The organism is Mammaliicoccus sp. RAM2 (assembly GCF_045897195.1).
Classification (GTDB): Bacteria; Bacillota; Bacilli; order Staphylococcales; family Staphylococcaceae; genus Mammaliicoccus; species Mammaliicoccus sciuri.
On sequence record NZ_JBJNWI010000001.1, the window covers coordinates 534,667 to 560,740 of the forward strand.

The 26,074-nt window shown below is 32.1% G+C and carries 26 protein-coding genes and 1 riboswitch; of the genes, 6 read left to right on the forward strand and 20 right to left on the reverse strand.

Features of this window, described 5'->3' with window-relative positions; translation table 11 throughout:
* Positions 1-11 precede the first annotated feature (11 nt).
* Both ACJTHF_RS02755 and ACJTHF_RS02760 read left to right on the forward strand, forming a co-directional pair.
* Complete coding sequence (locus ACJTHF_RS02755) at positions 12-593, forward strand: TetR/AcrR family transcriptional regulator (protein ID WP_058591680.1); 582 nt, start codon at positions 12-14, stop codon at positions 591-593.
* A gap of 13 nt (positions 594-606) precedes the next feature.
* Complete coding sequence (locus ACJTHF_RS02760) at positions 607-1,152, forward strand: hypothetical protein (protein ID WP_106417329.1); 546 nt, start codon at positions 607-609, stop codon at positions 1,150-1,152.
* A 40-nt stretch (positions 1,153-1,192) separates the two neighbouring features.
* Here ACJTHF_RS02760 and ACJTHF_RS02765 read toward each other — a convergent pair whose 3' ends face one another.
* Positions 1,193-2,218 (reverse strand): hemolysin family protein, encoded by a 1,026-nt coding sequence (locus ACJTHF_RS02765; protein ID WP_078355441.1) that lies wholly within the window; start codon positions 2,216-2,218, stop codon positions 1,193-1,195.
* Between the two features lie 232 nt (positions 2,219-2,450).
* On the opposite strand from ACJTHF_RS02765, the gene ACJTHF_RS02770 reads away from it, so the two are divergent.
* Positions 2,451-3,095, forward strand: coding sequence for a FusB/FusC family EF-G-binding protein (locus ACJTHF_RS02770; RefSeq protein ID WP_058591683.1), 645 nt, complete (start codon positions 2,451-2,453; stop codon positions 3,093-3,095).
* 178 nt (positions 3,096-3,273) lie between these two features.
* Here ACJTHF_RS02770 and ACJTHF_RS02775 read toward each other — a convergent pair whose 3' ends face one another.
* From ACJTHF_RS02775 to ACJTHF_RS02790, 4 genes are read right to left on the reverse strand one after another with little or no spacing between them, the layout of a single operon-like run.
* A complete protein-coding gene (locus ACJTHF_RS02775; protein WP_058591684.1) occupies positions 3,274-3,876 on the reverse strand; it encodes a response regulator transcription factor in 603 nt (200 codons plus the stop codon).
* Entirely contained in the window at positions 3,873-4,979 is a 1,107-nt protein-coding gene (locus tag ACJTHF_RS02780; protein ID WP_058591685.1) for a sensor histidine kinase, read from the reverse strand. Before ACJTHF_RS02780 ends, ACJTHF_RS02775 begins: the two co-directional genes overlap by 4 nt.
* Positions 4,979-5,710, reverse strand: a complete 732-nt coding sequence (locus ACJTHF_RS02785) for an ABC transporter permease (protein WP_078355440.1) — start codon at positions 5,708-5,710, stop codon at positions 4,979-4,981. The genes ACJTHF_RS02780 and ACJTHF_RS02785 overlap by 1 nt, the downstream gene beginning before the upstream one ends.
* Positions 5,711-5,716: 6 nt before the next feature.
* Positions 5,717-6,577, reverse strand: coding sequence for an ABC transporter ATP-binding protein (locus ACJTHF_RS02790; protein WP_058591687.1), 861 nt, complete (start codon positions 6,575-6,577; stop codon positions 5,717-5,719).
* A 175-nt stretch (positions 6,578-6,752) separates the two neighbouring features.
* Between ACJTHF_RS02790 and ACJTHF_RS02795 the strand changes: the two genes are divergently transcribed.
* Positions 6,753-7,631 carry a hypothetical protein gene (locus tag ACJTHF_RS02795; protein WP_107602285.1) on the forward strand — a complete coding sequence of 293 codons (879 nt, stop codon included), beginning with the start codon at positions 6,753-6,755 and terminating at the stop codon, positions 7,629-7,631.
* Between the two features lie 213 nt (positions 7,632-7,844).
* Here the strand turns inward: ACJTHF_RS02795 and ACJTHF_RS02800 are convergent, their stop codons facing one another.
* The 4 genes from ACJTHF_RS02800 to ACJTHF_RS02815 form a co-directional block, all read right to left on the reverse strand.
* Complete coding sequence (locus ACJTHF_RS02800) at positions 7,845-9,542, reverse strand: FTR1 family iron permease (RefSeq protein WP_107609491.1); 1,698 nt, start codon at positions 9,540-9,542, stop codon at positions 7,845-7,847.
* On the reverse strand, positions 9,517-10,755 hold the full coding sequence (gene efeB, locus ACJTHF_RS02805; protein ID WP_058591691.1) for an iron uptake transporter deferrochelatase/peroxidase subunit: 1,239 nt from the start codon (positions 10,753-10,755) through the stop codon (positions 9,517-9,519). The genes ACJTHF_RS02800 and efeB overlap by 26 nt, the downstream gene beginning before the upstream one ends.
* A 6-nt stretch (positions 10,756-10,761) precedes the next feature.
* The gene (gene efeO, locus ACJTHF_RS02810) at positions 10,762-11,622 is read right to left on the reverse strand and encodes an iron uptake system protein EfeO (RefSeq protein WP_119469613.1); all 861 of its coding nucleotides are present in this window, start codon (positions 11,620-11,622) and stop codon (positions 10,762-10,764) included.
* 239 nt (positions 11,623-11,861) lie between these two features.
* Positions 11,862-12,491, reverse strand: coding sequence for a PepSY domain-containing protein (locus ACJTHF_RS02815; RefSeq protein WP_232156641.1), 630 nt, complete (start codon positions 12,489-12,491; stop codon positions 11,862-11,864).
* 131 nt (positions 12,492-12,622) lie between these two features.
* Positions 12,623-12,722: riboswitch (SAM riboswitch) on the forward strand.
* Between the two features lie 74 nt (positions 12,723-12,796).
* On the opposite strand from ACJTHF_RS02815, the gene ACJTHF_RS02820 reads away from it, so the two are divergent.
* The gene (locus ACJTHF_RS02820) at positions 12,797-13,015 is read left to right on the forward strand and encodes a hypothetical protein (protein ID WP_048541782.1); all 219 of its coding nucleotides are present in this window, start codon (positions 12,797-12,799) and stop codon (positions 13,013-13,015) included.
* Positions 13,016-13,057: 42 nt separating this feature from the next.
* Here the strand turns inward: ACJTHF_RS02820 and ACJTHF_RS02825 are convergent, their stop codons facing one another.
* The 10 genes from ACJTHF_RS02825 to ACJTHF_RS02870 form a co-directional block, all read right to left on the reverse strand.
* Complete coding sequence (locus ACJTHF_RS02825; protein ID WP_232156642.1) at positions 13,058-13,948, reverse strand: NAD(P)/FAD-dependent oxidoreductase; 891 nt, start codon at positions 13,946-13,948, stop codon at positions 13,058-13,060.
* Between the two features lie 70 nt (positions 13,949-14,018).
* Positions 14,019-14,399, reverse strand: coding sequence for an RrF2 family transcriptional regulator (locus ACJTHF_RS02830; protein ID WP_025904984.1), 381 nt, complete (start codon positions 14,397-14,399; stop codon positions 14,019-14,021).
* A 124-nt stretch (positions 14,400-14,523) separates the two neighbouring features.
* Positions 14,524-16,248 (reverse strand): ABC transporter ATP-binding protein, encoded by a 1,725-nt coding sequence (locus ACJTHF_RS02835; RefSeq protein WP_025904983.1) that lies wholly within the window; start codon positions 16,246-16,248, stop codon positions 14,524-14,526.
* A 311-nt stretch (positions 16,249-16,559) separates the two neighbouring features.
* A complete protein-coding gene (gene celB / locus ACJTHF_RS02840; protein WP_049319640.1) occupies positions 16,560-17,915 on the reverse strand; it encodes a PTS cellobiose transporter subunit IIC in 1,356 nt (451 codons plus the stop codon).
* A 21-nt stretch (positions 17,916-17,936) separates the two neighbouring features.
* The gene (locus tag ACJTHF_RS02845; RefSeq protein WP_049319639.1) at positions 17,937-18,440 is read right to left on the reverse strand and encodes a hypothetical protein; all 504 of its coding nucleotides are present in this window, start codon (positions 18,438-18,440) and stop codon (positions 17,937-17,939) included.
* 14 nt (positions 18,441-18,454) lie between these two features.
* Positions 18,455-18,778 carry a PTS cellobiose transporter subunit IIA gene (locus ACJTHF_RS02850; protein WP_058591695.1) on the reverse strand — a complete coding sequence of 108 codons (324 nt, stop codon included), beginning with the start codon at positions 18,776-18,778 and terminating at the stop codon, positions 18,455-18,457.
* Positions 18,779-18,791: 13 nt separating this feature from the next.
* Complete coding sequence (locus ACJTHF_RS02855; protein ID WP_058591696.1) at positions 18,792-20,780, reverse strand: BglG family transcription antiterminator; 1,989 nt, start codon at positions 20,778-20,780, stop codon at positions 18,792-18,794.
* A 35-nt stretch (positions 20,781-20,815) separates the two neighbouring features.
* Positions 20,816-21,133 (reverse strand): PTS cellobiose transporter subunit IIB, encoded by a 318-nt coding sequence (locus tag ACJTHF_RS02860; RefSeq protein WP_037589330.1) that lies wholly within the window; start codon positions 21,131-21,133, stop codon positions 20,816-20,818.
* Positions 21,134-21,151: 18 nt separating this feature from the next.
* A complete protein-coding gene (locus ACJTHF_RS02865; RefSeq protein WP_084755211.1) occupies positions 21,152-22,582 on the reverse strand; it encodes a 6-phospho-beta-glucosidase in 1,431 nt (476 codons plus the stop codon).
* A gap of 631 nt (positions 22,583-23,213) precedes the next feature.
* Positions 23,214-24,128, reverse strand: coding sequence for a hypothetical protein (locus ACJTHF_RS02870; RefSeq protein ID WP_058591698.1), 915 nt, complete (start codon positions 24,126-24,128; stop codon positions 23,214-23,216).
* A 156-nt stretch (positions 24,129-24,284) separates the two neighbouring features.
* Between ACJTHF_RS02870 and ACJTHF_RS02875 the strand changes: the two genes are divergently transcribed.
* On the forward strand, positions 24,285-25,211 hold the full coding sequence (locus tag ACJTHF_RS02875; RefSeq protein WP_058591699.1) for an ABC transporter substrate-binding protein: 927 nt from the start codon (positions 24,285-24,287) through the stop codon (positions 25,209-25,211).
* 94 nt (positions 25,212-25,305) lie between these two features.
* Here the strand turns inward: ACJTHF_RS02875 and ACJTHF_RS02880 are convergent, their stop codons facing one another.
* Entirely contained in the window at positions 25,306-26,037 is a 732-nt protein-coding gene (locus ACJTHF_RS02880; protein ID WP_084755212.1) for a class I SAM-dependent methyltransferase, read from the reverse strand.
* Between the last annotated feature and the right edge of the window lie 37 nt (positions 26,038-26,074).

The following is a 26,074-nucleotide window of genomic DNA, read 5'->3' on the forward strand; positions in this document are numbered from 1 at the left end:
AGACTTCTACTATGCCAAAAATTATTAATCATAAAGAAAAAAAAGAACAAATTATTCAATATGCTTTTCAGTCAATTGTTGAAAATGGTGCAAAGGGATCTACGGTTAGACAAATTGCTAAACTCGCACAAATGACACCTGGACAAATTAGATACTATTTTCCAAGTCATTCAGAATTACTCAGTGCAGTTATGTCTGAAGTAGAACTAAAAGTAAGAAGGAGAATCGAAGCAATACTCACGTCTGATAACCAAGACACAATTGATAAAGTAAAAGCATGTTTACTCACCGTTTTACCGTTAGATGAAGAGAGATTAGCTGATATGGAAGTATGGATGGCCTTTCGATATGACAGCCATGAATACGGACAAAGTACTTTAGATGATGGATTAGACGAACTATGTACAACGGTATTAACGATTTTAGAACGCGACAACTTATTAAAAAACAACAGCAATATACATCTTAATTCAATGAGACTTCACGCATTAATTGATGGATTAGCACTTCATAAATTGTTAAATCCAAAACAGACCTCAAATGAAGATATTGAAGCAATTGTATTCGAAGAAATTTCAAAGCTTACGAGATAAAGGAGGATAAGTCATGAATTTTATTGTGTGGCTCATTATTTTTTGTGAAGTTGCATTCTGGGTCGTTATACTACTCGGACTCGTCACAAGATATGTATTCAGACAGAAAAAGCTTGGGCTCATTTTTCTAGCACTAACACCCGTTATTGATTTGATTCTATTAATCACAACAGCAGTAGATTTAATGAATGGCGCAACGGCCGAAACACCTCATGCTATTGCTGCTGTTTATATATCCGTTTCAATTGTCTTTGGTAAAAGTATGATTCAATGGGCTGATGACCGCTTCAGATATTATGTCATGAAAGAAGGCAGCAAACCTGAGAAGCCTAGTGGGTTCGCGTATGCGAAACTGTATGCGAAAAGTTGGTTCAAACATTTACTCTCTTACATTATAGGGACAGGTATTCTACATTCAATCATTTACTTAATTCATGACAAAAGTAGGACTGAAGCTATGGATGGTGTCATCCACATTTGGTCAATAGTGCTCATTATTGATTTAGCCATCACCATCTCGTATTTCATATGGCCACCAAAAAAGAAACAGTCAGAATAAAAGAACCTGAGCCATTTTTTGGCTCAGGTTCTTTTTACGTCTATCTATCGTGTTCATCTTCAATGTTACCGACAATATTTTCAAGTATGTCTTCCATCGTAATCATACCTGCTAATTGACCGTCTTCATTATGAACGATTGCGATATGTGCACGTTGCTTTTTCATTTTATCCAATACGTTTTGAATGGCGTCTGTCTCTTTGACATATATGATTTCGTGAATTAATTCAGTTATATCTTGTATGTTGTCTTTCAATAAATCTTTCGCATGTATATATCCAATAACATTTGTTTTATCATCTTGATACACTGGATATCTTGTATAATAACCATTTTTCACAAATTGAATGGCTTCTTGTTGACTAGATTTACTATTGATCATTGTCATATTGTCTCTAGAAATCATACAATCTTTAACAACAAGTTCATCATAAATAAATACTTTATTAATATGTTCTAATTCTGTTGATGAAATTTCTCCGCCTTGGTGACTTTCTTTAATCAACATCTTCAATTCTTCTTCAGAGTGATATAATTCAGATTCTTTCGCAGGTTTCATACCAAATAAGCTCAATATCATTCTTGCTGACCCATTTAAAATAAAGATAAAAGGATATAATAATTTGTAAAACAGTATAATCGGTCTTGCAAAGAACAATGTAACTTGTTCAGCTTTTTGAATTGCGATAGTCTTTGGCGCCATTTCTCCTACTACAACGTGTAAATATGTTGCAATAATAAATGCGCTTGCTAAAGTTAAGATATGAATAACCGATTCTGATAATCCAAAGCTACTATAAAGTGGATGCAAAATAAACTCAAATGTTGATTCTCCAACCATACCAATTCCGAGTGCTGTAATGGTTATACCTAACTGACATGCCGCTAAATACTCATCAAGATGTTCAACTACCTTTTTAGCTGGTTGAGCGTTCTTATAATTCTGTTCTGCTAAATAGTTAATTCTAGATGACCTGACCTTTACAATCGCAAACTCCGTCGCAACAAAGAATCCGGTTAAAGCGAGTAATACAATAAACGTGATTAAACTAATTGTGGTCCCCAATTATTAATTAATTCCTCCATATAATAAAAAATTCCAACCATATTTGGTTGTCTTTTAATTTTACACTATTTCGAATAATTTTTATAATAATATACATTTGAAATTACATTGCTAAAGGACTATACTAGTGTCTGATAAGGAGGGATCTTAAGATGCTACTAAATGTGTCATGTTCTCTACAATTATTCATACCCAACGATCAAATGAAATAATTTAAAAGAAGGGATTTAATATGAATAATTACATTAAACCATATCAATTCGTTAGTATTAAAGAAAAATCAGAACAGTTATTTAACGTTTATAAATCTGTAAATGATATAAAAACAATCGATACGTTTCAAGCTATAACATACGACCATATTTCACAGCTTTTTGAGGAAAAGTATTCAGAAATAGAAGATTTCACAAAAATCATTATGAATAAAAAGATTTCTCGATCACAAATTGAGAAATTATTATTTGGGCTTAAAAGCTACGTCGTCCCATTTGAACAGCCTTCAAGTAAGCAACTTGAAAAGATCTTTAAAAAGACTAAAAAGTTAAAACAACCAGAATGGGATAACATAGACTTAAAAGAGTCTTCATATATAGGTTGGAATGATTCTGGTAAACAAAAGAAATTTATCGTGCTCTATGAAGACGATAAATTGATAGGCGTATCAGGCGATTTATCACCAACCATTAAGCCTGGAATCTGTAGTATATGTAAGAAAGAATCCAATGTTTCCATGTTTCTATCTACGACGAAATCTAAAGGTGATGGAACATATACTAAAAATGGTAATTACATTTGCCATGATAGTGAACATTGTAATCAACAACTCGATCAACTAAACGGATTATATGAGTTTATACACACCGTAAAAACAAAATAATCAATAAGGAAGCTGAGCACATCATCAAATGATGGCTCAGCTTTTCATTTATCGGACTGGTAATCCTGTTTTCGGGTCGATAAATTTTTTTATCGGTCCGTATTTCTCATTTCTGGACCGGTAATTTTATTTATCGGTCCAGAAATTCCCTAATAACCTTTACTCCCCTTGCACCTCACTATATCCATCCTTTTTCTATTGCTTTCTGCCATGCATCAAACCGGTTATCTGCTTCTAATTTATCTATAATAATCGATGTATAATTTCTGATTGTGCCGTCTGATAAATATAATTCTTTTGATATTTCTTTACTGGATAAGCCTTTGCCTATTTCTTTCAATACGAGTTGTTCTTTCGGACTTAATGGGTTTCTATATTTAAACATTGATGTCATTAAAGATTCACTATATTCTTTATTACCGTCCATCACATTCTTAATTGTTTCTACAAGTTCATCTATTGATCGTTCTTTCAATACATATGCATCAACATCATTTGCTACCGCACTTTCAAAGTATCCTGGTCTTTTAAAAGTTGTAACGATGATGACTTTCGTATTTAAATTTGAATCTTTTACTTTTTTCAATACTTCTAATCCTGTCATTTTAGGCATTTCGACATCTAGTATCGCGACATCTGGCTCGAGAGTTTGAATACGTTCTAATGCATCTTCTCCATTTGAAAAGTCCCCTAAAATATTCAATTCATCATTCATTTCCATCAATTGAACCATGGCTTTCCGTAACATTTCTTGGTCTTCTGCTATAACAATTGATATCATAATGTGTCATCCCCTCTAGGCAATGTGATCGTCATTTTTAATCCTTTATTTAAATTACTTACTTTTAATTGACCTTTTAATGCATGAACACGATATTTAATACTCTTAAAATCATCTTCATCAATGTGTTTCATACCTATGCCGTCATCTATGATTACCAATGTTAAATGTTCATTTTCTTCAACGATTTCACCTGTTACTTTAGTAGCCTGTGCATGCTTAATGACATTGTTAACCGCTTCTCTCAAAATCATTGACAGTGCTGACTGCCGAGTTGGACTGAGTGACTGAGCTCGATCAGCATTTTTAAATTCAAATGATAAGTTCGCATTTTCTAACAATGTCTCCATCGTCTTCACTTCTTCTTCAAAAGACTGCAACTTCAAATCATCTACAATTGCTCTTACTTTAACAAGAGCTTCTTTAGATAATCCATTCACAGATGCCATTTCTTCTTTCGCTTTATCAATATCTTTGTCCACTAACTTCATCGCAAGTTCAGATTTAATACTTAAACTCGCAAACACATGACCTAACGTATCATGTAAATCTTGTCCGATTCTATTTCGCTCTTGTTCAGCAATTAACGTATTGATATGTTCATTTTTACTTCTAATTTCTTCCTTTAATTGTTCAGATTCTAACGCTTTAAAATTTCCAAACATAATAAATATAATGACAATACTCATAGGTATCATAATAATTAAATAGTCTCTATGATCAACTGCAATAATATAAATCGCAATCATAAACGACACAATATACATCAATACTTCGATAGATTTCATTTTAGTTTGAAAGACATATGGAATAATATAAGCTGCATAGAAAAAGAATAATAAATGAGAAGCATTAAAATAATCTACAAAATAAAATATACCTAAAAAATGAACCGTTAAAAGTATTCTTCTAAGTATAGTTCTTTTAGATAAATTTACATAAATCATCATTAAGTAACTTATCGTAAATAGAGCGGTAACCAATATACCGCTCCATAAAGGTCCTCTATGACCAAGTACTGTCAAACTCAATATCGGAAAGATGAGATAAATTAAGTTTGATGAACCTATAGGATTCTCTTTAATTCTTTCTATTAATGTCATTAAACCACTTCCGTCTTTTTACGTATAATCAACGCAATACTTATAAACAGTATACAATAAATTGCCAATATAAGAAGTGAAACAAAGTGTATACCACCTTGAGTTGTCACAGATAAAGAAAGTTCTCTTAAATTATATGTTGGCGTTGCAAAAGATACATGCTTTAGCCAATCTGGAAACTGATCTGTTGGGAACCAAAGTCCACCCAATACAGCAAGTCCTAAATATATGATATTCGCGATAGCACTAGCTTTTTGAATATCTTTTATTTGAGATATGAGAACGCCCATTGATAAAAACATGCTAGAACCAACCCATAACATCAATCCTGAGCCGATCCACTCACCTGCTGACATTTCAACACCTTTATAAAAAGCACCTGTTAAAAATAATGCGATAATAGCTAAACAAAACATGCACATTAATTTCATTACTTTCCCTGCATAGTAATAACTCGGTGATAAAGGTGTTTTGAATAAATTTTTTGACCATCCTATTTTCTTATCTTCAATCATCTCTAATGGAAATGTCATAATACAGAAACTACTTAAACTGAACGTCGCCATACTAAACATATATTCTTTATAAAATTTAGCTTCGTATTCTTTAGGTAAATCCAGTAGCGCTGTGAATATTAAATAAAATACTAACGGTAACATAATCGAAAGTATTAAATATGATTTTTTTCTCGTTAACAATAACAATTCAGATTTAAAATACGCCCATAACATATCTCATCAAACCCTTTCTTCATTTTTTGAAAATATCGTATCCATTAATGACTCTTTAATAATTTCTACCTCATTAAAATCAATGCCATAGTCTATAAAAGCTTTAATAACAGGATTTACATCTTCAGTGGTAATGATGAGCATATCTTTAGATGCTTCAACCGAAACATTTTTAAGAATATTCACTACTTCTTTTTTCGATAAAGGAATTTGAATCATCGTTTTGTTTTCGCTATGACGTATCGCTCTAGGTGTACTATCCATAACAAGCTCACCTTTATTAAGTACAACAACACGGTCAGCCATTCTTTCAACTTCTTCAATATAATGAGAAGTATAAAATATCGTTTTACCTTCTTGTTTCATTTCCTCAATCACTTTCCAAAAATGCTTTCTCATTTCAGTATCCATCGCACTTGTCGGCTCATCCAAAATGACAAAGTCCGGTTTTCCAATAATAGATAATGTAAAATCCAATATTCTACGTTCACCACCAGATAATTTAGCAGCAAATTGTTCAAGTTTATCATTATCAAATCGTGTAATTTCTTTAAAAGTTTCTATCGAAATCGTATCTTTATAAAAAGACTTAAAAAGATAAAACAACTCCTTAACTTTCATCACATCCGGAAAAGCCGTCGTTTGAAACAAAATACCCATCCGCTTCTTATCTAATTGTTGATCATCACTAATAATTTGCCCGTCATTAGGGTATCTGTCACCAATAATCATATCAATCAACGTAGACTTACCAGCACCATTTGGACCAATTAAAGCCGTACATTCACCCTCATTAATTTGAAAAGAAACATCACTCACAACTTTTTTCTGATTATAGATTTTCGTTACATTTTGAACATCAATCATAATCATCACCGTCCTTTATAAGTTACCTATATTATAAAAAATCACACCACCTGTTATAAGTACAAACTGTCACGAATATCATATGACAAATGTCATGAAAGGCATGTAGAATGCAATTGACAATATTTGTAATATATAGATAATTTATTGTAAGAAGTATTTGAGGATGATGAAGATGAATAAAATAACAGTAATAAATAAAAGTAATCACACAAGTGTAGTTCAAAGCATCAGAAATTATATTAAATGGATTAATAGAAATAACATATTAAATCAAAGCATTAAAATTATTATCCATGATGCTCCAATCAGTTCTTATGGTTATCTTTCAGACTGCCAAGTAGACTTTGATAATCGTCATATATATTATTCTTTATATAATATTGAAGAATATCTTGTTGCTAAGAAGAGCTATAACATTGTTGTAAACAGATTGGAATGTGCACTTTCTGAAATTTTATATGATTTAAATTATCATATCGCACAATTCTATACTTTAGAGTACGAAAAAGTTACACATAAAGAACTCATTAATCATTTTGAAAGTTTTGAACAAAATATTCTTCGAATTAGTAATTATTTAACTTACAAATATTTATTTTGTCATAATAATAGTTCTACACCATATAAGGATGGACTCACGTTGAAGTTTGATTCTGAAATAAGTGCTCATTTAAAGAAGGCCTTTGTACAATTTAGAAATTTCATTAAAAAAGAATTGGACTTTCCTATAAAAGTTAATATTCATATTACGCATAAAGAACTCGAAGATTCTTATGGTTACTTCCAATATCCCAAATCTTTATTTAAGTATCCGAGAATAGTCGTTTCCACAAATAGCTATGAACAATTAAAAAAAGAAATGTCACTTTTCGATAGTGATTTAAATATTTTAAGAACTTTAGCGCATGAAATTGGACATTATCAAGATTATATAAGTGACAATATAATTTTAGATGAAAAGATGAGTGAGAAGATAGCATATAAATATGAAGATGAACTCATACAAGAATTTATTGATCAAGTTTATTATGTCAATTACCACGAAAACTAAATTGATTTTTAAGTACTAAATCTGAAACAGAAATCATTTCAAAGGGTATTTTTTAGCGCTGACTCCTGCGGGAACAGCATGATTCGAAGACTACAGGCTGAGAACATGCCCGCGGAAAGCATGCGCATAAAAAATACCACCAAAGTCTAAGACTTTGGCGACACACTAAAAAACGCTAAGACAAATGGCTTTGTCTTAGCGTTTTAAATTACTCTATTTTTTCTTACTCATTGCATAATAAATCACAACTAAAATGACTAATGCTAATTGTGGTATCAATGTTTCGTATGTTGGATAAAATCCTATTAAGTCTATAAATGGTAAGTGATTAATTGTATGTTGTGGTACTATATTTAATATTTGTAATGTATGAATACTTACGCCTAATATTTTAAATGCCAATATAAATATGAATAATGACATGATAAAGAATAAGCGATGTATTGGTATCCATTTTGTAATTTGGTTAAAGAAGATTGCGATTAACGCCAGTATGACGGATGCGACGATAATTCCTAATATTAATGACCATGTTGAGATTTTCCCAACGATACCTAAATAGAAGATAATCGTCTCAGCCCCTTCTCTAAACACAGATAGGAAAGCGACTAACCCGAAAGTAACGATACTTCCAGTAGACATGGCTTTATCCATATTTTTATTGATGAAGTTCTGCCACGAATCTAAACTTGATTTAGAGTGCAACCAGATACCTACGATGATCATTAATATTACAGATCCTATACCTACTAAACCTTCTGTTAACTCTCTTGTTGAACCTAAGTTTTCAAATATTGCTTTAAATATGAAAGCTAACGCAATACTTAATACAATACCGATAACACTACCTGCAACAATCCATTTTGATGCTTTTGTTTGTTCAGATTTACGTGTTACAGTAAGCAATGCCATAATAATAAGCAATGCTTCTACACCTTCACGTAATAAGATTAAAGCTGCATCCCAAAATGTATAGCTCGTCTTAGAAATGGTTGATTTAATTTCTTGATTGAGTGTTTCTAACTGGCTACCAATGTCATCTTTATTATCTTCATCAAGTTGACCTGCATATTGAGGAATTTTTTGTTCTATTTTAGTATACAACGCACCATTTCTCGTGCTAATTTCACTCTCAACATTTGGCCATGCAATAATAAATTGTTGTAACGCTTGCTTTGATTTAGCTAAATCATCATTTTTTATATTTTTAATAGCAGTATCTAAATGTTCATTTAAAATATTAACATCTTGATCACTCGTTTTAGCATCTGATTTTTTCCCTGCATGATAATCATCAAGTTCTTTTTTCAATTGATCGACTTGCATTTGTGCACTACTAGCGTCTACTTTATCTTTCGTTAATTCAATTCTTGTAAACATTAATGCGGTTTCAACTTGACCATATCTGCCAATATCTTCTTCTCGAACAATTTTTTCATTCTTTGTCCAAGTCGCATTTAATTGATTGTTTATCGTTTTTGCTTTATCAAAATCTTTATCTGAAATCGCCTTTGTTATATTTTTAATCAATGGCTGCATTTCATTTTGTAACTGATCTCGTTTCTTCTGTTTATCAACAGGATTTAATACTTTTTCATAATCAATTAAATCAGAAGTCAGTGTATTTAACGCACTTTCTCTATCTTTTTGAGACTTTGTTTTTTTAACTTTTTCGATATCTTGATCTATTTTTTCCACAAGTTTATGGTCTTTTTTATTCGTACTTTGCCAATTACCTTTAATCTCTTTGAAATGCTTGTCGAATGCCTTTTCGTCTTTATCTTGTATAGCCGATTTGGCATCTGTCACACTGATGTAAATATCGCTTAAACTCGTTTCTGCTTTAGCGGTCAAAGATAACAGCATAAATAGTATTGCGACTAAACTAAATACGATTGAATAACGTTTCACCTAAATATCCTCCTTCTTGGACACCTGGTAAACATAGAAAAATACCTGAACCTCGATGTGTAATATATTCGTTTAATTTATCAATGGCACCCATTTTACTTTGGATTTTAATAAATTGTTCAGGTGATTTTTGAAATGCTAAGAAGAGTAATCCTGCATCAAAAGCGCCTGTGTTTGCGTTTATACCATCTGAATATGAAAAAGATCTTCTTAATAAATTCGTTTTAGATGCTTTTGCTAAACTGACATGTGACTCTTTTTCTATCAAGTTCTCGCCATTTTTATCTTTAATATCAGGGTCAAATGTATCAAATTCTTTTTCTTTACCAATTGGTGCACCAGAATGACGGTATCTACCAAATGTAGCTTCTTGTTCACCTAAAGCCGTTCTATCCCATGTTTCTAACAACATTTGAATTCTTCTTGCGACTAAATATGAACCATTTTCAGCCCAACCATCTTGTATAAAGACATACTCATTTAAATCATTTTTATTTTGGACATCAGGATTACCTGTTCCATCTTTAAAAGAGAATAAATTTCTTGGCGTTTCTTTTTTACCACCTTTCTCTTCAAATGAGGTAAATCCTGCTTGGCTCCACTTCATTGAAACCTCACCTTTAGCCACTCTAATTAAGTTTCTGATAGCATGAAAATTAACTTGCGGATCATCTGAACATGCTTGTATACAAATGTCTCCACCTGAATAGTTGTCATCAATTTGGTCTTTAGGAAAATGTGGTAAATCTTTTAATAAATCTGGTTTATGCTTTTTCAATCCTACTTTCTCAAAGAATGAAGGACTTATACCAAAAGTAAGAGACAGACGACTGGCATCTAAGCCAATCGCCTCCCCTGTATCTGGACTTGGTAACATTTTGTTTTTACTAAGCTCTTTTACATATTCACCATTCATTAAATGGACACTATAATTTGTCCATACTTTAAACATTTCTTTAACATCTGAAACTGACATTTTGTTAATGCTCAGAACGACAAAGTAAATATGTTTTTGTTGTTCTGTCGTGATGCCAGACTGGTATTTACCATAAAAATTGATTTTATTTTTTACGCCTTTTTTATCTTTAGCAAAGTATTGAGATGCAAGAAAAGTACCACCTACACCAGTAGAACCTATCAGTAAACCTGCACCTCCAACACCAGCAAGCTTTAGAAAATCCCTTCTAGCTATATGATTTTCATTATTAGACATCAATCATCACTCCGTAATAACAGCCATTTGACTTAAAGATTCCCCTAATTTATCAACAGCTTCAGAAAGTTTTTTCGTTTCATCTTTAGATAGTTTCGTATAATCTTCATATCCACCATCTTTAGTCTTATACTGATCTAATAATTTATTAACATTATCAAATCTTTCTTGTGTTGTGTCAGCAAGCTTTTTATCTTTATCTGCTACTTTATCTTTAAATATTTCAAAGATTTTTTCTGCCCCTTCAATGTTTGCTTTAAAGTCATATAAATCTGTGTGTGAATAAATTTCTTCTTCACCTGTAATTTTAGAGCTAGATACTTCATTTAATAAGTCGATTGAACCTTGTAACATTAATTTAGGTGTCACATCTACTGTATCTACTTTTGCACGTAACTCTTTCGTATCTTTTAATAATTGATCAGCAAGTGGTGCCATATCTTTAGTTGTATTATCTTCCCATAATGCTTTTTCAATTTTGTGATAACCAGACCATTCGTCTTCTTTATTTTCTTCTTTCATATCTGCTAAACGTGCATCAATTTTCGGATCTAAATCACCGAAACTTTCAGCAACTGGCTCAGATCTTTCATAGTACATACGAGCTGTAGGATAAATTTCTTTCGCTTTTTCGATATCGTCTGCTTTAACCGCTTCAACGAATTTTTCAGTATCCGCTAAGAATTTATCCAATTGTTCAGTTGTAAAATCTTTATAAGCTTTTGTTTCTTTTGAGAAATCCGCTTTTTCAGACTTTTTCGTTTCCTTTGTTTCTTTTTTATCTTCATTTTCTTTCTTATCAGCGCTATTCCCACACGCTGTTAAAATTAAAGTACTTGCTAATAAAGTTGTTGCTAACTTTTTCATCATAACACTCCCCATCTAATTGATTATCATTATCATCTTTAATTTATGCCTATAATGTGTAATAGTCAATAAAAATTTTATAGAATTCATGAAAAATACAAATATAAGTCTGTACTTATAGTATTTAGAAACCTTAATTTTTTTAGGATTTCTTTGAAATCATTAATTGAGAATGATAATCATTAAGAGAGCACAAAAAAACATAGGATAAAATGAATTATCCTATGCCTATTAATATATTAATCTGTTTCTTGTTCGAGAATTTCTTTAGATTTAGCATCAATTGTAAATTCTGTTGATTCTTTATTACCTTCTTTTAATTCAATAGAATAAACAAGTTTTCCGTTATCTTCACTTAGTGACCATTCTTTTATATCACCTTTAGCTTTGTCTTGTGCTACTTTGAGTGCATCTTCAAATTTAGCGACATCTGATAATTTGAATGTTTGGTCATTATCATCACTATCTTCTTGTTCTTTTTCAACATTCGTAACAGATTTATCATCTGCATTTATCAGTACTTTATTTTCATTTGTTCCATCAACTAATTCAACTTTATAACTCCAATCACCTGTTTCTTTTTCAAACGATAAATCTTTAAGTTCACCTTTTGATTCTTTTTGTGCAGCTTTTACAGCATCTTCTGGAGAGACTTTAACGTCTTCCCATTTAACTGTATTTTCAGTTGCTTTGTCAGAACTTTGATCATCATCTGTGTTTTGATCGTCGTTACTATTTTCTTTAGTTGTTTGTTCAGTTTTTTCATCATTTTGATTATCTTTTTTATCATTGTTATCATCGTCACTATTACCACATGCTGCTAACACGATACCTGCTAACAATAATAAAGAAAGCATTTTATACTTCATATTCTATTCCTCCTATGCTTCATATTCATTTAATATATAGACCATCTCAAACTTTTTAAACATTTAACTTTTTAAAATTAGACAAAATACAATTAATTCGTTATGATTAAGAAACAATAAAATAGCTCGTAGTCTTATTAAGAGTAGGCGGAGGGAATTGGCCCGATGAAACCTCAGCAACAGGCGTATGTACTGTGCTAAATCCAACAAGTTTAACTTGAAAGATAAGAAGATTCTCTAAACAGCTCTTCTTAATCTTAAGATGAGCTGTTTTATTGTAACTATTAAATTAGGAGGCAATAAGTATGAGAACAAGAGACGATATTTTATCAGAACTATTAGAATTAAAGGCAAATCCACCAAAAAGCTTTTCAGGCTCAATAGCTAAGACCCAGAAGAAGAACTCATTAATCCAAGAGTTATGCAGAGTTGAGAACACAATACTTCAACCAACTTCAGATTCTGAACATCAAAATGTTCAATTCGGTGACTTTGAAATTAATATTAAAATAACTAAAAAATAAGCAAAAAAGGAGTAGGACTATATTTTTCGTCCTACTCCTTTTTTATGATTCCATAATGATTTGCATTGCTACAAATTTTGCGACTTGATTACCATTTGCTGCTGCGTCTATAAGTTGAGATGCCATGAAATCTTTACTCTCTCCTGCTACAAACAATCCTGGTACAGATGATTCACCTAACTCGTTTATTTTTATTTTTCCGTTGTCTTCTCTTTCAATATTGAGCCCTTTTAAAAATTCAAAATCAGTATCCCACTTCACACCAATGATTGCACCGCTTCTATTGATTCGTTCACCATTTTTAAAGATAACTTCATTAATTTGTCCTTTATGATGTTTAAATTCAGCTACTTCGCTTTCTACTAATGTGATATGTTTACTTTCAATAAACGCTTTATCTTCTTCAGTTAATAATGAAAAATCACGACTACTTATAATGATATCGTCTGTCCAATTGTTAATAAGCATCGCCATATTTTTCACATGTTCAGGTTGAACAGCTACAAGTAATGGTTTATGTCTCAATTCATATCCATCACACCATGGACAATAAAAGACAGATTTGCCATAACTTTCTTTTAAACCTTCAATTTCTGGTAATGTTTCTCGCAATCCTGTACATACCATAATTTTTTTAGCTTTATATTGTTGATTGGCTGTTTCAACAATAAAATAATGCTCTTCTTTCAATATGTTTAACACCGTGTCATTGATACGTGTTACATCATCATATTGATCAACATCATGTTCTCCTTTAGCTCTCAATTCTTCTGGTCTTACACCGTCTTGTGTTAAAAATGCATGTGAATGCTGTGTCACTTTATTTCTCGCATTATTATTGTCTATCATTAATGTCTTCTTTAAAGCTCTTCCTAACGTGAGTGCACTCGCTAATCCTGCTGGCCCTCCACCTATTACGATACAATCAAACATGGTATTTCCACCTTTCATAACTATTATAGAGTCGTAATATCTATAATTCATAGATAAAAAAAGATTTAACTTACATTAAATCTTTTAAAGTTTTATTTTTCAAAGCTTGCGTCATTTCATCTTCAGCTGAAGTTAATATCGCTTGTATTTTACATTCAGGACCGTGATCAAAACTATCTTCAAGCGTACTTTGATGACCATCAATTGCTGTAATAATATCATAGACAGTTATGTCTTCCCAATTATTAACTAAGTAATAACCACCTTTTGCACCAGATGCAGATTTAATAACACCTGCTTTTACTAATTGCGTTAATATTTTAGATAAATATGTTACAGATACATTTAACGTTTCAGATAAACTTTTAACATTGATGGGTTGTTGATCTCTTTTAGCAATTAAATATGCCAATGCATGTAACCCATAATCTGATCCTTTAGAAATCTTCATGTTACACCTCTTAATCATAGATATTACCACTCTATAATAACAGCTTTGAAATGAAAGTCTATTATTTAGCTCAAAATATAAAAATGCAGAGACCTTTTTCTTCAAAAAGATCTCTGGCAAAATGTTAAAATTCATCAATTTGTTCAAACTGTGACATGTATAAATCTTTGTATTTACCACCTTTATCCATGAGTTCATCATGACTGCCCATTTCTTGAATTTGACCTTGTTCGATATATACAATTCTATCGACATGTCTAATTGTACTCAGTCTATGTGCAATAATCAGTGAAGTTCGACCACGTGATAAATTCTTAAATGCTGATTGTATTTTATTTTCTGTTTCAACATCTAAAGCACTTGTTGCTTCATCAAGAATAATAATTGGCGGATTCTTCAAGAACATCCTCGCAATTGAAATACGTTGCTTTTGTCCACCAGATAATTTTGTGCCGCGTTCCCCAACTACAGTATCTAAACCTTCTGGCAATTCATCTACAAACGTTCTTAATTGTGCTTGGTCAACTGCGTAATTAATTTCTTCTTCTGTCGCATTTAAATTACCATAAATAATATTATCTCTTAATGTTCCACCGAAAAGAAATACATCTTGCTGTACAACACCAATTTGTTTTCTTAATGATTCCAACTTATAAGATTTAATATCTCGATTATTGATTTTAATCTTACCTTGTAACGGGTCGTAGAACCTTGGTAATAACGAACAAATTGTCGTTTTACCTCCCCCACTCGGTCCTACAAGTGCTACTTTTTCACCTTGTTCAATTTTGATAGAAAGCTGATTTAAGATTAATTTCTCTGAATATTTGAATGATACATCTTCATATTCAATTGTATCTGGTTCATCTATAAATTCGATAGCATCGTCATTATCTTTAATTTCTGGATCCATATTGACAATCTCTTTAAAATTTTTGAATCCTGCAATACCTTTAGGAAATAGTTCAATAACCATATTAATAGACTCTAACGGTTTAAATAACAGATTTGTAATCATAATAAACGCTACAAATCCACCATATGACAACGATCCATTTAATACAAAATAACTTCCTAAAATCAGCACAAAGATTAACGTTAATTTTTGAGCAATATGACTAATTGACAAGTTCCAAGACATATATGAATATGCTTTTAATTTTGTCGCTCTAAAATTATCATTGACCTTTTTAAATCTTGCTAATTCGTGACCCTCATTTGTAAATGCTTGTACAAGACGCATACCACCAACATTATCAGCAATAAGCTCATTAAATCTTGAAACATTGCTAAATAAGTTCTTAAAAGCACCTGACATCTTTTGATTAAAGTAAATCGTTAATACAAAAATAATCGGTACAACACAGAACGTAATAAGCGCAAGTTTCACATCGATCGTCAACATAATGACAAATGAACCCACAAGCGTCATCACAGCTACAAACACATCTTCAGGTCCATGGTGAGCAACTTCTCCAATATCCATTAAATCGTTCGTTAATCGTCCAATGATTTTACCTGATTTTTGGTTATCAAAGAATCCAAAATTCATTTTTTGAATATGCTCATAAAGCTCATTACGAATATCTCTTTCAATATTAGTCCCCAGTTTATGCCCCCAATACGTCACGATGAATTTTAATACAGATTCAACAACGTATATGAATAATAAAAGAAAAACAAAAATCACAATCCAACTCCAATTCTTAGTTGGCAATAGCTGGTCAATAAATATACTCGTTATAAGTGGAAACACTAATTCAAGAATACCTACGAAAACAGCCGAACCAAAATCTAAGAAAAACAATCCTTTATAGGGTTTATAATATTGGAAAAATTCTTTCATAATGGACCTCCTAAATAAATTTCGACCAAATTTAATTATACTATAGAATTATATTTTTTCTGCACTTTTTAAGAATTTATTTAAAATTGTTTTTGTAACCGAAATAAAATGGAGGATGAGGTCATGCGGAGTGGATTTTCGGGTCGATATTTTATTTTATCGGACTGTAAATCTCGTTTGCGGGTCGATATTTTATTTTATCGGTCCGTATTTCTCATTTCTGGACCGATAATTCCATTTATCGGTCCAGAAATCACACAACACAAAAAGGAAGAGGCAACGCCACCTCAGCGTTGCCTCTTCATCTCAAACTTCTATATTAATGCGTCGTTTCCTTTTTCTTGTTCTACTAATTTTTTATCATATATCTTAATAAATGGGAACCAAATTAAGAATGCTACAAATCCACAAATTAATGAAACAAGTACTGCCATTAGACTTCCTGCTGTTCCAATAAATGCCCCAAATCCAATCGGTGATGGCCATGGTACTTGTGCAATAATCGGTTTCACAAGTTCTAATTTAATTGTCCAATACCCTATTGAAGCTGATACCATTGGTGCTAGGAAAAATGGAATGGCTAAGAATGGGTTATAAACAATTGGTAATCCAAATACAAGTGGTTCATTAATGTTAAATAATCCTGGTGCTAATGATGCTTTTCCTAATACACGTAGTTGCTCTGATTTAGCTAAAAATGCGATAAACACACATAGTCCTAATGTCGCACCTGATCCACCCATAACAACGAATGAGTTCTGGAATTCTCCTGCAAATGGAATATTCGCCCCTTCAATATTTAATTGCATGTTTGATAAGACAATTGGTGTAATAAAAGCACTGATAATATTTGCGCCGTGAATACCTACAATCCAAAGTGCATGAATTAAGAAGTAAATCACGAGTATACCAATCCAACTACTTGTTAAGTTAACAACAAATCCAAATGGTACAGCAATAATTTTGAAAATATCCGTATCAAAAGCTACTAATATTCCCGTAAACGCCAGTATAACGAAAGCAACTAAGAATGCTGGAATTAATGCTGTAAATGATCTTGAAACCCCTTCTGGTACCGCTTCTGGCATTTTAATAATCCATTGACGTTTCACACATAGTCTATATAATTGAACGGCTATAATAGACATGATAATTGCTGTGAATATCCCGGTCGTACCTAGCCTACTGACACCATCACCAGACATTTCCCAACCATTAAAGATATTGACATCTTTTTTCATAATATTAACTAAGACCATTTTACCGTCATCCATTACTAACTGTGGAATGGCCATAAAATAAGCAAACATAGACAATAATGCACCGTTAAGTGGATTAACATCTAAATCTTCTTCATCTGCGTAAATTTTAGTATATTCATAACCAATAACTAAACAGAAATACAAGGCTAGTATCCCCATCGTTGCTTTATTGGCTAACATGTACAAATCACCAATTTTTAAAAATGTGCTATTCCAAAATCCTTCTAAAAACGTAAAAGTCTGTGGAATAACGTTTAACACTAAAAACATTGACCCTACAATTGTAAAAGGTATACATGCCATACCAGCTGCCATAATCGCTCTTACAATTCTAAATGAAGCAATTTTCCCCATTGGACCCATTAAATACTTCTCTAAAAAAGCAAAAACTTTATTTTCTGATCCCATATCAAGACCCCTTTTCTTTGATTAGTTCAGTGCATTTTCAAATCTTTGTAGTCGTTTATAATGCCAGTCTTTATTGTGTCGAATATTGTGTAATCTAAATAAGATGAATCCACTGATACATAAACCACATACCAATATGCCAACTACGAAAAGTCGAGATGCTGATTGATCCACAATAAATGGATATAAATATTGGAATAATGGTGTGAATAATATAATTGGTATAAGCAATAGATTGACTGCGCTTATACTTAAAAAGCAATAATAAGTATATTTCGCTTGATTTGTATGATTACCATACATTCTGACTTGTTCTGCAACGCTGATCAAAATCACAATCATCAACACAAGTGGCAGTATCAATGCTAAAGAGCGACTCATCACAAGTGTAAAAAACCAATATAAATTAGAAAAGAAGAACAAAGCAGACATATATCTCACTAATAAAAATCGATTGAAGTACATAGCTTTGAGACTTGTTTCTCTTCTATTTTTTTCAATTTTATTTTTTGTTTCTTGATCCATTTTTCATCCCTCGTTTATACTGCATCATTTACTTTTTGATACAAATACAACATCTCAATTGCGACTTCTTTTAACGTCATTGTTGTCATGAGATGATCTTGTGCATGAACCATAATAATTTCCATATTAATAGACTCACCTGATGCATATTTTTGTAGTAAATCCGTTTGAGATTGATGCGCTAACGTAATCTCTTGGTTTGCTTCATCTAATAGTTGTTCCGCTTCTTCATAGTTGTTTTCACGCATCTTTTTAAAAGCATCATGTATATTTGTACGCGCAGTCCCACTATGTAAAATAATTTCAAAAGCAACAACTTGAATTTCTTCTTGTTCCATAGACTAACTCCCTTTACTTGTGATATTGACCAATCATATAGTTTTTAAAGCTGTTATAATCCTTACAATTCATAAGTTCAGAAATTTTGTCATCTGAATCTATGAGGTTCACGATAATATCGATGATCGTTTTGAGCTCATTGTCGTTATATTTTGAAGGTGATAACATAATGATTAGCTTAATATTGGGAAACTGTTCATTCCAATACACCCCGCCAGGTACAAGTGCTACGGCTATACTTGAATAATCTCCAACTGGCTGTGCTGTATGTGGAACAGCTACTTCATCACTGAATACAACTGTACTCAACTCTTCTCTATACCGAAGTTGTCGTTTCAACTTCTCTTCAAAACAAGGCTCTTCTTTAATACTTAATTGCTTGATCAAAAGCTGATATAGCTGATGTTTAGTGGTTGCTTCTTCGATATAATTAAACGCATGCTCACTACAATATTGACTAAAGAAAGAACTATATTGTTCAAGTGCCATATTCTCTTCTAACACATGATTATATGAGAATTTTGAATCATGATGATGAACAAATGTATTAATTTTCTTAATATCTTGATCATTGAGTAATACATTCACTTGTATAACAGGTACTTTAAATACGATGGTTGATAAATCAATAGATGAAATAATCAAATCAATATTTTCTAATTTTTCGTCTGTTATTTCATAGTAACTAATCACATCAATGATATTCATCTGCAAACTAAATTCTTTTTCTACTCGAACCTTTAACATCTGTGCACTACCATAACCAGTTGCACAAATAACGAGGACATTTAACTTTTCTCTTTGGTAATATTTTTCAATAGCTGCAAGTAAATGTAATGTTAAATACGCCCATTCTCCTTCACTGACATCCTGGTCTTTTAACTCTTCTAATTCACCAAAATAATTTTTTGTCATCGTAAGTGACGCTTCATTTTGTGATTTAATGTCATTCAAAATCGGATTTTCCAAGTGGATATTATTGCGAATCCGTTTAATCAACGGTTGTAAATGGGTAACAAGTCCATACAACAATTGACTATCTGACGACATTGGAAATCCAAAATCCTCTTCTATTTTTCCTAGTATTTGAGACACGCGATAAGATAAATCACACTCTTCGTCGCTTTCTTGTTGTTTTGAACCTTTGCTCATAATATGCAAACTGATATACTTCGCTTCTTCTTCTGGAAACGATATTTGATAAATACGTTCAACACGATTTAAAATTTTTCTCGCGACTGACAATTCATTTTCTGTTAATACCTCTTCATTAGAAGCAATTGTTTTTAAACAATGCCCATCTAACAGTCTTCTGATCATCAGTCCTAAATGTAGTACAAGATTTTGGAGTATATAATCTGATAAATATACTTTAGATTCTCTCGTTTCATCTACAACAATGATTGCCAACTCTTCCATATTAATTTGCTGCAAAAGTGGCGTATCTTGAAAATATTTATTAATAGAATGAAAGAAACTATTTCCTAAGAAATAATCCATTATAAAATGTCGTTTATCTCGTTCATCTCCAGCAATTACAATTCCATGTTGCTGTTTACTCACGAGTTCTAAGTTATATTGTCCAATAACCTTTTTTATATTTGCGATATCGTGAGATATTGTGGATCTCGAGATAAATAATTGTTCGCTTAATTGCTCAATCGTAATAGCTGTCTTATTAAAAAGTAATAAATTCAAAATATAATATTGTCTATCTTTTGAATCATTGATACTTTCTTGATTCACAGATTTAGTACTCAAATATCTTTTTAAAAAGTTTTCAAATTCAATCATTAAATTGATTTTGAGTTGATAACCATACCCTTGTTTAGCAATCAAAGTTGCACCATTTTTTTCAATTTCAGGTTTAAGGGTTTTGATATATTTTCGAATCGTTCTATCTGAGAGTTGCAAGATCGTTGCAATTTCTGAGCTTTTGACAAATTCATTACGTCGCTGTGATAAATAACTGAGTATATCTATTTCTCTTTGACTAAGCATAAGCTTCCCTCATTTCATAGAGAATATTATACTGATTATTCTATGTCTTGCAAAATTACACTTGCCAATTTTTCAATGCCCATTGGAATCGGAACATAGGCTTGTGGCGGGATATTTACTACTGGTTTATTAACTCTATCTCCAGCTTCTTTTAACTTTTTAAAATACATTTTAGTTTGTGGACTCACTAAATATAAATCGAAAGATTGTTTTTCAATCATTTTCCCGCCTTCATTTGCTGAAACGGCATCGACTTCAATGTCATGTCCTTTTTCTTGTAAGTAACTCGTTGTTTTTTTAGCCATAAGTGATGATGACATACCTGCTGCACATATAATTAACGCTTTTTTCATAATAAAAACCTCCAAATGTTATAATTGTTCACCGTTACTTGCAATAACTTCTTTGTACCAATAGAATGAATCTTTTTTAGAACGGTCTAACGTGCCGTGACCTTCATTATCTTTATCTACGTAAATAAAGCCGTATCTCTTTTTCATCTCGCCCGTTCCGGCAGATACTAAATCTATACAACCCCATGGTGTATATCCCATTAAATCGACACCATCTTCATCGACAGCTTTGATAAATTGTTCGATGTGTGTTTTTAAATATTCAATTCTATAATCATCATGAACAATGCCGTCTTCACCAAGTTCATCAATTGCACCAAAGCCATTTTCAACAATAAACAATGGTAAATGATACATATCTGCAAACCAGTTCATCGCATATCTTAAGCCTTCAGGGTCAATTTGCCATCCCCAATCCGAAGCTTGTACATAGTCATTTTTTACTAAATCACGTGTTTCAACATAATCATATTTATCGTTAGATTTCTCATGTGAAATTGCGAATGACATGTAATAACTAAAGCCAATGTAGTCAACTGTGCCTTGTTTCAAATCTTCAATATCTTGATCTGTAATATCTAAATTGAAAGATTTATCTTTGAAATACTGTGTCATATAACCTGGATATGCACCATGAACATGGACATCCGTAAAGTAATATCTCTTTTGCATCGCTTTTTGAGCCATTAAGATATCTTTCGGATTACAAGTTGCTGGATATATTGGACACATTGCTATCATGCATCCTATTTCAAAGTTTGGATTAATGTCATGACCAATTTTAGTTGCTTGAGCGCTCGCAACCAATTCATAATGTGCTGCTTGATACATAATTTGTTCACGATTTTCACCTGGTTGATATTTCACGCCTGAGTTCGTAAATGGCGCAAAATCTTCATCAAAATTAGCTTGGTTATTAATCTCATTGAAAGTCATCCAATATTTAACTTTGTCTTTATATCTTTCAAAACAAACTGTTGCAAAGCGAACGAAGAAATCAATCACTTTCCTATTACGAAAGCCACCATATTCAGTTACAAGATGATAAGGTAATTCAAAGTGAGACAATGTTACGACAGGTTCAATCCCATGCTTCAAACACTCATCAAATAAATCATCATAGAATGCTAAACCTTGTTCATTAGGTTCTTGGTCATCGCCATTCGGAAAAATTCTTGACCATGCAATCGAAGTTCTGAAACATTTAAAGCCCATTTCACTAAATAATTGAATATCCTCTTTATATCGATGATAAAAATCAATTGCTTCATGGTTTGGATAATATTTACCTTCAATAACGCCGTCTGTAATTTCTCGATGTTTCCCGTGAGAAGCTGCAGTCATAACATCTGCAACACTGATTCCTTTACCATCTTCTTGCCAAGCACCTTCAAGTTGATGCGCTGCTACAGCACCTCCCCATAAAAAATCCTCTGGTAGTTTTGACATTGAAACCTTCCTCCTTTAATCAAACATTTCTTAATACAATTTTATTGTAAACGTTTTCATAAATGAGTAGCATATCGAAAAGTTCCGTAGTATTACGGAAGTCTTTTATAATAGGTAGATTTTATGCAGATTTGGATGTTTTATTGTGGTGATTGGATAGCAGATTATAATTACATGAAGTTTTCGGGTCGATAAATTTTTTTATCGAGCAGTAAATCCTGTTTTCGGGTCGATAAATTTTTTTATCGGCCTGTAAGTCTCGTTTTCGGGTCGATATTTTTATTTATCGGCCTGCAAATCTCGTTTTCGGGTCGATATTTTAATTTATCGGCCTGTAAGTCTCGTTTTCGGGTCGATATTTTTATTTATCGGCCTGCAAATCTCGTTTCTGGACCGATAATTTTTCGTATCGGTCCATATTTCCTGTTTCTGGACCGGTAATTTTTCGTATCGGTCCATATTTCTCGTTTCTGGACCGATAATTTTTCGTATCGGTCCATATTTCCCGTTTCTGGACCGGTAAATTTTTTTATCGGTCCATATTTCCTATTTCTGGACCTATACTACCTTTCCAAACAAATACGAAAAGGATGAGACAATCCACACTGTCTCATCCTCTCTTCATTCTTATTTATCTATTGATTGATCTTGCTATTCTAGATACTGTATGACGTTGCCCTCTTATGGCTTTACTTAATGCATATATGTTCTCGACTGGTGCTAATCCACCATACCCTGCATCTCCTATATGTTGAATATCAACGCCTAATGTTTTATTTTTAATAGCCATTTCTCTAATCGTCGCCTCATCCGAACCTTCTTGAGATGTACCGATTGCACTCATCACAAGTGCCCCATGATTATGTGCAACTTGAACAGCTTCTCTCACCTCTTCTTCACTGACACCCCATACTGTTCCAACTGCAGGCACTAATATAATATCTGCCCCAGCTTCTACAAAATTCGTTATAGCTTCTAAATTAACTACCGGCTCATCTACACCTGATCCGTGCATTTTACCCGCAATAATAAGTCCATTAAAATGAGACTTTCCTACTTTAATCGCTTCTAAAATATGATTGTTTGTAACGCCTGTTGCTGGATTCCCAGTTAAACATACAAAATCAAAACCTAATTTTTCAGCTCGTATAAAAGTTTCTTTAGTCGCTTTTCTACCCGCAGAAATATCCAGTTTAACTTCTGCCATATTCGCTTTATCATCAACTGGTTCTAAATTTACCCCAATAGGTCTACCGATAAGTTTCTTTAAATCTTGAACAGAATTGCCAGTACCTTTATAAGCTTCATGGTAAAGACCTTTAATCACTGGTTCATTGACATCTAAAGCATTCAGTAAAATCATATCTGCTCCAAAAGCAGTTGCCATTTCCGCATTTGTAATATCTTGAACTAGAGCAGGCGTATGTACGACAACATTCTCGCTAAGTACCGTTCTACCTTCACTCGCCTTAATACTTTGCTTCAATTCCCCTGATGAAAAGTTCAAAATATCAGACGTATTTGCACTAATTAATCGTTTAACCAAAATATTCACCCCTTCTTTTACTAACACAAACCAAAGATATAGTTAAAAAATGACAAAGTCAAATAAATTTAAAAATAAAGTATTGAATAATTAACTTTAATTGCTATAATTTAAATGATATTGATTATCATTATCAAAAAAATGGGAGGTTTTTTTATGAAAAAATTATTTATATTTAGTTTATGTTTATTATTTTTCTTGGCAGCTTGTAGTAATAATTCAGATACTAAAGAAAAGTCGTCAGAAACAAAATCAGATTCTTCATCTGATACTAAAGTATTTAAACAAGATGATGGTGAAAAAATTAAAATACCTAAAGATCCGAAAAGAATTGTCGTATTACACCCTACATATATAGGTGCATTAGTTGAATTTGGCCATAAACCAATTGGCGTCATTGATTTTGTAAAGCAAAATAAAACTTTATCTGATGCAACTAAAGGTGCAAAAATGTTAGGTCAAAATAATGTTGAAGATATTGCTAAAACAAAGCCAGATTTAATCATCACTACTAAAGAAGATAAAAACATTAATAAACTCAAAAAAATTGCACCAACTGTCCAAATGGATGCTATGAAATCAGATTACAAAGCTGCTACTAAAGAACTCGGGGAAATTGTAAATGAACAAGACAAAGCAGAAAAATGGATAAAAGAGTGGGAAGAAAAACTCAAAAAAGATAAAAAAACGTTAGGCGATAAAGTAGACGGTAAAACTATTACTGTCCTTCAATCAACTCCAAAAGGTCTAACAGCTTTCGGTAAAAACTATGGACGTGGTACAGAGATTGTTTACGGTGGTTACGGAATGGCACAACCTGAAAAATTAGAAAAAGAAACAAAGAATGCTTATATGGCAACTCCATCTGAAGAAGAACTTTCTGATTATACAGGTGATTATATTATCCTAGCAACAATGGGAGAAACACCACAATTCACTCAAACAACTAATTGGAAAAACCTTGATGCAGTTAAAAATAACCATGTTATCGAATTAGATTTACAACAAACGCAATATAATGATCCAATTTCTCTAGAAAAACAAAGAGAAATCATCTTAAAACAACTGAAATCAATGAAATAAAATATTAATTATCATCATTTTAAGCACACATATAAAGTTAAAAAACATCTAACTTTATATGTGTGCTTTTTTATAAATATTAACTGGTCCTATTCTACTTTTTCTTTGCTTTTACTAATAGAAATGGTGGAAATTGTTTCAACTTATTGATACGAGCTTGATCATACATTTTAAATACTTCCTCAGACTGCCCGAGGTCTTTTACACATTGGATTTCAAAGTCATTTTCTATTAAATTATTGAAGATTGTTTCAATCGTATGATGATATTTATAAACATCAGCACCTAACCAATTTGCTGAGCGAGTAGACTCATCAAAATAATGTTCCATTCGTAAAAACATCCCTTTGTCATCTTCTTGTACGACTTCCGGATCTTTAGTAGCTGTTTGTATGGGATGTTCCATTGTAAATAGTAACGTACCACCACTATTTAATAGCTCATTCAACTTCTCGGCACATCGTTTAAAATCTTCGATATAATGAAATACAAGAGAAGATACGATTACATCATACCTTTCATTCGTCTGAAACGCCATAAATGATTCATGGTATAACGAGACATTGTTAGAATTGAATTTTTCGCGACTTGCGCTAATCATATTAAGTGACTCATCAATTCCTGTAATATGTTTAGGATTTAACTTCAACATATGCGCAATCAAATGCCCCATACCACAGCCAATATCAAGTACTGTTTTGCCTTCTAAATCTGGCATTAACCGCTTTATTTCAGGCATTTCAACAACTTCGTTATAACTTAATGCATGATTTCTCTTTTGTTTATAACCTTCAAAGAAATCATCTTGATCATAAATATTTGTCATTTTAACATCCCCCTTTTATTAAATTTAGTATAGCAAT

Bases quoted from the DNA above. Each gene is read 5' to 3' on its own strand.
- ACJTHF_RS02790 (WP_058591687.1), bottom strand. From the start codon at position 6,577: ATGATTGATGTTCAAAATGTAACGAAAATCTATAATCAGAAAAAAGTT.
- celB (WP_049319640.1), bottom strand. From the start codon at position 17,915: ATGGGATCAGAAAATAAAGTTTTTGCTTTTTTAGAGAAGTATTTAATG.
- ACJTHF_RS02875 (WP_058591699.1), top strand. From the start codon at position 24,285: ATGAAAAAATTATTTATATTTAGTTTATGTTTATTATTTTTCTTGGCA.
- ACJTHF_RS02825 (WP_232156642.1), bottom strand. From the start codon at position 13,948: ATGTTTGATTGTATCGTAATAGGTGGAGGGCCAGCAGGATTAGCGAGT.
- ACJTHF_RS02780 (WP_058591685.1), bottom strand. From the start codon at position 4,979: ATGACATTAATAGAAAGAATTAAAGAGAATCCTATAGGTTCATCAAAC.
- ACJTHF_RS02880 (WP_084755212.1), bottom strand. From the start codon at position 26,037: ATGACAAATATTTATGATCAAGATGATTTCTTTGAAGGTTATAAACAA.
- ACJTHF_RS02775 (WP_058591684.1), bottom strand. From the start codon at position 3,876: ATGATATCAATTGTTATAGCAGAAGACCAAGAAATGTTACGGAAAGCC.
- ACJTHF_RS02845 (WP_049319639.1), bottom strand. From the start codon at position 18,440: ATGGATCAAGAAACAAAAAATAAAATTGAAAAAAATAGAAGAGAAACA.
- ACJTHF_RS02855 (WP_058591696.1), bottom strand. From the start codon at position 20,780: ATGCTTAGTCAAAGAGAAATAGATATACTCAGTTATTTATCACAGCGA.
- ACJTHF_RS02770 (WP_058591683.1), top strand. From the start codon at position 2,451: ATGAATAATTACATTAAACCATATCAATTCGTTAGTATTAAAGAAAAA.
- ACJTHF_RS02785 (WP_078355440.1), bottom strand. From the start codon at position 5,710: ATGTTATGGGCGTATTTTAAATCTGAATTGTTATTGTTAACGAGAAAA.
- ACJTHF_RS02820 (WP_048541782.1), top strand. From the start codon at position 12,797: ATGAGAACAAGAGACGATATTTTATCAGAACTATTAGAATTAAAGGCA.
- ACJTHF_RS02815 (WP_232156641.1), bottom strand. From the start codon at position 12,491: ATGAAGTATAAAATGCTTTCTTTATTATTGTTAGCAGGTATCGTGTTA.
- efeO (WP_119469613.1), bottom strand. From the start codon at position 11,622: ATGAAAAAGTTAGCAACAACTTTATTAGCAAGTACTTTAATTTTAACA.
- ACJTHF_RS02755 (WP_058591680.1), top strand. From the start codon at position 12: ATGCCAAAAATTATTAATCATAAAGAAAAAAAAGAACAAATTATTCAA.
- ACJTHF_RS02860 (WP_037589330.1), bottom strand. From the start codon at position 21,133: ATGAAAAAAGCGTTAATTATATGTGCAGCAGGTATGTCATCATCACTT.
- efeB (WP_058591691.1), bottom strand. From the start codon at position 10,755: ATGTCTAATAATGAAAATCATATAGCTAGAAGGGATTTTCTAAAGCTT.
- ACJTHF_RS02850 (WP_058591695.1), bottom strand. From the start codon at position 18,778: ATGGAACAAGAAGAAATTCAAGTTGTTGCTTTTGAAATTATTTTACAT.
- ACJTHF_RS02865 (WP_084755211.1), bottom strand. From the start codon at position 22,582: ATGTCAAAACTACCAGAGGATTTTTTATGGGGAGGTGCTGTAGCAGCG.
- ACJTHF_RS02830 (WP_025904984.1), bottom strand. From the start codon at position 14,399: ATGAAGATTTCTAAAGGATCAGATTATGGGTTACATGCATTGGCATAT.
- ACJTHF_RS02795 (WP_107602285.1), top strand. From the start codon at position 6,753: ATGAATAAAATAACAGTAATAAATAAAAGTAATCACACAAGTGTAGTT.
- ACJTHF_RS02760 (WP_106417329.1), top strand. From the start codon at position 607: ATGAATTTTATTGTGTGGCTCATTATTTTTTGTGAAGTTGCATTCTGG.